At 64.7% G+C, this 5,038-nt stretch carries 3 protein-coding genes and 1 pseudogene; 3 read left to right on the plus strand and 1 reads right to left on the minus strand.

The features are described from left to right. A pseudogene (locus EOA28_RS24415) lies at window positions 1-475 on the minus strand (lipopolysaccharide biosynthesis protein); the annotation flags it as partial. 201 nt (window positions 476-676) lie between these two features. Between EOA28_RS24415 and EOA28_RS24420 the strand changes: the two are divergent. The 3 genes from EOA28_RS24420 to EOA28_RS24430 all read left to right on the plus strand — a co-directional run. Next, a complete protein-coding gene (locus EOA28_RS24420; RefSeq protein ID WP_128315367.1) occupies window positions 677-3,082 on the plus strand; it encodes a GumC family protein in 2,406 nt (801 codons plus the stop codon). 228 nt (window positions 3,083-3,310) lie between these two features. Continuing rightward, window positions 3,311-4,210, plus strand: coding sequence for a bifunctional methylenetetrahydrofolate dehydrogenase/methenyltetrahydrofolate cyclohydrolase FolD (gene folD / locus EOA28_RS24425; RefSeq protein WP_128315368.1), 900 nt, complete (start codon window positions 3,311-3,313; stop codon window positions 4,208-4,210). A 14-nt stretch (window positions 4,211-4,224) separates the two neighbouring features. Further along, on the plus strand, window positions 4,225-5,038 hold an 814-nt coding region (locus tag EOA28_RS24430), incomplete at its 3' end, for a GlxA family transcriptional regulator (protein WP_148670830.1).

Consider the following 5,038-nt stretch of genomic DNA (forward strand, 5'->3'; position numbering starts at 1 on the left):
GCCCGTTGTTGACGATCAGGGCCACCTCGACCGGCCGCCACAACAGCGCCTCGGCGAAGACGATCGCCGCAAAGGCCGTCAGCGGCACGGTGTCGGCAAAGAAGATCAGGTAGACGATGTAGGAGGCGGCGGCGAGGAACGGCAGCGAGAGGACGCCGAGAAGCAGGAAACCGGCGGTGAATGTGCCGATCAGGTTGGGGCGGATCGTGGCGGTGCGGTAGAGCGCCGAGATGAAGCCGAAGGCGAGGATGCGTGACAGCATGATGCCGGCGGCCGAGGCTGTCGAGAACATGCCGAATTCGGCGATCGAAAGCGTGTTGGCCAAGGCGACGAAATAGGCAAGCGAGAACACCAGCCGGCCGCCGGCGCCGCTGATGGCCGAGAGATAGTCGAATACCAGTTTCCGGCGGGTGGCCACGAAGTGGCCGATCCGCGCGAAGCTCCGCCTTTGCGGCATGTCGCTGGCCTGGGTCATATCCGGGGCGATAGATAGGCTGGAAAGTTTAACGCGGCGTTCTGGCGCCTGTGCTGGCGGCGCCGGAATGCCGCGAGCAAGGCGAGAAACCGTGGGAGTGCGGACGCAAAATTAACCCTTTGTTTCCTATGCCCGTTTAGCGTGGCTTAACGATTGGCCCATCCGCCGCGCCCAAGCCGCCAGAGAGCAAGTTCCAGGATAATGGTCGACAGGGATAACCGTGATGACTGGAGGCGCGAGCGTTCCCTGCTCGCGCTCGGCCAAGCCATGCGTGGCGACGACAACACGGTTTCGATCGGCGACCGGGCCAACTCCTCCTGGCGCGAGGACGCCGCGGCGCGCCATCGCGCCGCACGTTCCGAACGCGAAGGGAAGTTGAATCCGCAGTCCAATGAAACCGGCGAATTTGGCCGCGATCAGGGACAAGCGGAATCCCAGCCGGTCGAGACCGAACATGACTGGCGCGCAAGAAGTCGGCCTGCGTCGTCCGGGCCGTTCTATGAAGCCCCGGCGGAGAGCCAGCAGTCGCAAGCCGCTCCCGAACCTCAGTCGAGCCGGCCATCCGCCGGCGACGTTTCCGAGGAATGGAAGCCGCTGATCGACCCGATGCAGGTCGTGCACGGCATCACGCGATCCAAGGCGCTGATCCTGTCGACGAGCGTACTGGGCGCCGCGCTCGGCGTCGCCATCGCCTTGTCGACGCCGAAGAAATATGAGGCCACCACCGACGTCATCGTCGACCCGCGCGACCTCAAGCTCACCGACCGCGATCTGACGCAGAATGTGATCGCCTCGGATGCGACGCTTGCGATCGTCGAGAACCAGGTCCGAATCCTGACATCGGGCACCGTTCTCAACAAGGTCGTCACCGATCTCAACCTTACCAACGATCCTGAGTTCAACGGCCAGGGCAGTGGCGGCTTCGGCCTGATGTCAACACTCCGCTCGATCCTGTCGCGGCAGGATGCGGGTGCTGCGGACGAAGCGCGCAAGCGCTCGCTGGCGGTCGGCAAACTGTATGACAGCCTCGACGTCGAACGTGGCGGCAAGACCTTCGTGGTCTCGGTCAGCGCCACGACGCAGAACGCCGAGAAATCCGCCCTGATCGCCAACACCATAGTCAAGGCCTTCAAGCAGATATCCAGTGAGATCCAGTCGAGCACCGCGGGCCGCGCCAATGACGAGCTCACCGCCAGGCTCGACGAATTGCGCAAGGGCGTCGAGACGGCCGAGCGCGCCGTCGAGGATTTCCGGGCGACCCACGACCTCGTCGACGCGCAGGGTCACCTGATCAGCGACGACCAGATGCTGAAGCTCAACGAGCAGCTTTCCGTCGCCCGCGCCCGCACGCTGGAGCTCAATGCACGCGCCGCCTCGGCACGCTCGCTGAACGTCAATTCGGTCCTCAGCGGCACGTTGCCCGAGGAAATCAACTCCAACATGATGAGCGAGCTGCGCTCGCAATATGCTGCCCTGAAGCAGGAAGCCGACCGCGCCGAGGTCAAGCTCGGGCCGCGCCATCCGGAGATCGAGGCGCTGAATGCCCAGCTTGCCGGCGCGCGCGAGCGCATCAGCGCCGAGCTGCAGCGCATCGCATCCTCGCTGCAGGTCGACCTCAAGCGCTCCGTCCAGCTCGAGCAGGACCTTTCCTCGCGCTTGGCGCAGGCCAAGGTGCAGAGCGGCGACGTCAACAACAACCTCGTCTCGCTGCGCGAGCTGGAGCGCGAGGCGGCCGCCAAGCGTTCCGTCTACGAGCAGTTCCTGCTGCGCGCCAAGGAAACCGGCGAGCAGAAGGAAATCAACACCGCCAATATCAGCGTCATTTCGGAGGCCTATGCGCCGCTGCAAGCCAAGGGTCCGTCGCGCGCCGTGATGGCCTTGGCCGGTCTGTTTGCCGGCCTGTTCGCCGGCATCGGCCTTGGCGGTTTGCGCGGGGTCTATGCGAGCCTGCGCGAGACGGCCAATAGCCGTTCTCGTCGCCGGGTCAATGAGCGTGTTCCAATGGTGGAAAACAGTTCCGACAGGGCTGCTCCGCCTTCGCCACCGAATGTGACGCCGCCGGCCCCACCTGCCGCTCCGCCTCCGGCTCGGTCATTCACCCCGCCGCCTCCGGCCGCATCTGTCGCGCCGCCTCCGATGACGGCTACGGCGCACCCTGCTGCCGAACCCAAAGCACCGCCGCCGGTGCCAGCGAATGACGCCGTCCGTCCGGGGCTTTTCGGGTCGCTTGCCTCGGTGCTCCGCTATTTCGTGCGTCGCGAGCCCGCTGAAACGGTCGACTTGGACTCTGTTCCACCCGAAAGCGCCTGGCGCGCGCCCAGCCGGGAGGAGCGCTACCCTGGGGCTGAAACCTCGGCGCGGCAGAATATTCAGCCGCCATATGAGCAGGGCTATTCCTATCGGCCGGCCCATGGCCGGACCGATCCGTACGAAGATCATTATTCGGCACCGCCCGCCTCTTACGATCCGCAACCGCCAGTCCCGGGCGACGCCCGCCAGTCGTCGGCCGACCAGGGTGAGATCGACGAGATCCGCGCCAGCCTGCGCGAATTCCGCGAGGCGGTTCGCGAGCTGACCGAAAGCCGCTCGCGCCGCCGCTATTTCTGAAGCGTCATATTATTGACACCCCATATTTCTTGACCGCTTGCGGTTCGATAAAAGCTGCCGGTTTCGGGTTTACGGCATCAGACGACGCTTTGACGGGATTGCCCTGTCGAATTTTCGTGAAAATGCCGCGCTGCATTTCGGCCGCAAGCGTCTCGCTTTGGTGGATCGACAATGCCGATCGAGGAATGAGGCCAACTATCGGCCTCGTAGCGAAGCTGAGGATTGGTGATGGCCGAAGTGATTGATGGAAAGAGTGTCGCCGAGGATGTGGTTTCGAAGGTCAAGGCTTTGACCGCGGAGCTCTCGGCCAAGGGAGCCACCAACCCTGGCCTTGCCGTGGTGATCGTCGGCGAAGACCCGGCAAGCCAGGTCTATGTCGGTTCGAAATCGCGCACCGCCAAGGAATGCGGCTTCCATTCGCTCCAGCATACGCTGCCGACCGACACCAGCGAGGAACAGTTGCTGAAGATCATCGGCGATCTCAACGCCGACAAGTCGATCCACGGCATCCTCGTGCAACTGCCGCTTCCAGGCCATATCGATGCCGGCAAGGTGATCCAGACGATCGCGCCGGAGAAGGATGTCGACGGCTTCCACTTCATCAATGTCGGCAAGCTCGGCACCGGCGAGCTTGACACGGCCTTCGTGCCCTGCACGCCGGCGGGCTCCATGCTTTTGATCGAACGCGTGCGCGGCAAGGATCTTTCCGGCCTCAACGCCGTTGTCGTCGGCCGTTCCAACATCGTCGGCAAGCCGATGGCCAATCTGCTGCTCGCCGCCAACTGCACGGTGACCATCGCCCACAGCCGCACCAGGGATCTGCCGGCGCTGGCACGCACCGCCGACATCCTGGTCGCCGCCGTCGGCCGCCCCGAGATGGTCAAGGGCGATTGGGTGAAGCCCGGTGCCACCGTGATCGATGTCGGGATCAACCGCATCCCGGCGCCCGAAAAGGGTGAAGGCAAGAGCCGCCTGGTCGGCGACGTCGCCTATGCCGAGGCGGCCAAGGTCGCCGGCGCCATCACGCCGGTGCCCGGCGGCGTCGGGCCGATGACCATTGCCATGTTGATGGCGAACACTGTAGCTTCCGCCTACCTCGCGGCCGGGCTGAAGCGGCCGTCCTTCTGATCGAAAGCAGATCCTTGCCGAACCTTACTGCTCCTATCGAACGGCCGATCACGAACGATCCCGTTCAGGGCGGCCGTCAGTTCGGCTTCCTGCTCGTCGACAAGTTCTCGATGTTCTCGCTGGCCGCCGCCATCGACTGCTTCCGCTCGGCCAACCGTCTGCTCGGCCGCGACTTCTATGGCTGGACGACGATTTCGGCCGACGGCGATGCGGTCATGGCCTCCAACGGCCTGCCGCTGAAGATCGACTATTCGGTCGCCGACATGCCGCCGGTCGACATCCTGTTCGTCTCGGTCGGGCTCACCACGGAATTCCCCGGCAAGAGCAAGGTGCTGGCGGCTTTGCGCAGCTGGGGCCGGCGCGGCAATGCGCTCGGCGCGCTGTCGGTCGGTTCCTATTTGCTGGCCGAAGCCGGTCAGCTCGACGGCTACCGCTGCACCATCCATTGGGAGAACCGCGCCGGCTTCATGGAGCGCTTCCCCGACATCAACTGCACCGGCAATGTCTTCGAGATCGACCGCAAGCGCTACACCTGCGCCGGCGGAACCACCTCGATCGACCTGATGCTGGAGATCGTCCGCGGCGATTTCGGCTCCAACCTCGCCAACGGCGTCGCCAACCAGTTCCAGCACGAGCGCATCCGCTCGGCCGGCGACCGCCAGCGCGTTGGACCGGAGCGCGACCTTACCGGCAAGTCGGAGAAGCTCAGGCGCATCGTCGAATTGATGGCCGACCATCTCGACGAGCCGCTGTCCGCCGTGCAGCTCGCCAAGTCGGCGGGCCTGTCGGTGCGCCAGGTCGAGCGCCTTTTCCTGCGCCACCTCAGCG

It is taken from the genome of Mesorhizobium sp. M2A.F.Ca.ET.067.02.1.1 (assembly GCF_004023285.1).
GTDB lineage: Bacteria > Pseudomonadota > Alphaproteobacteria > Rhizobiales > Rhizobiaceae > Mesorhizobium.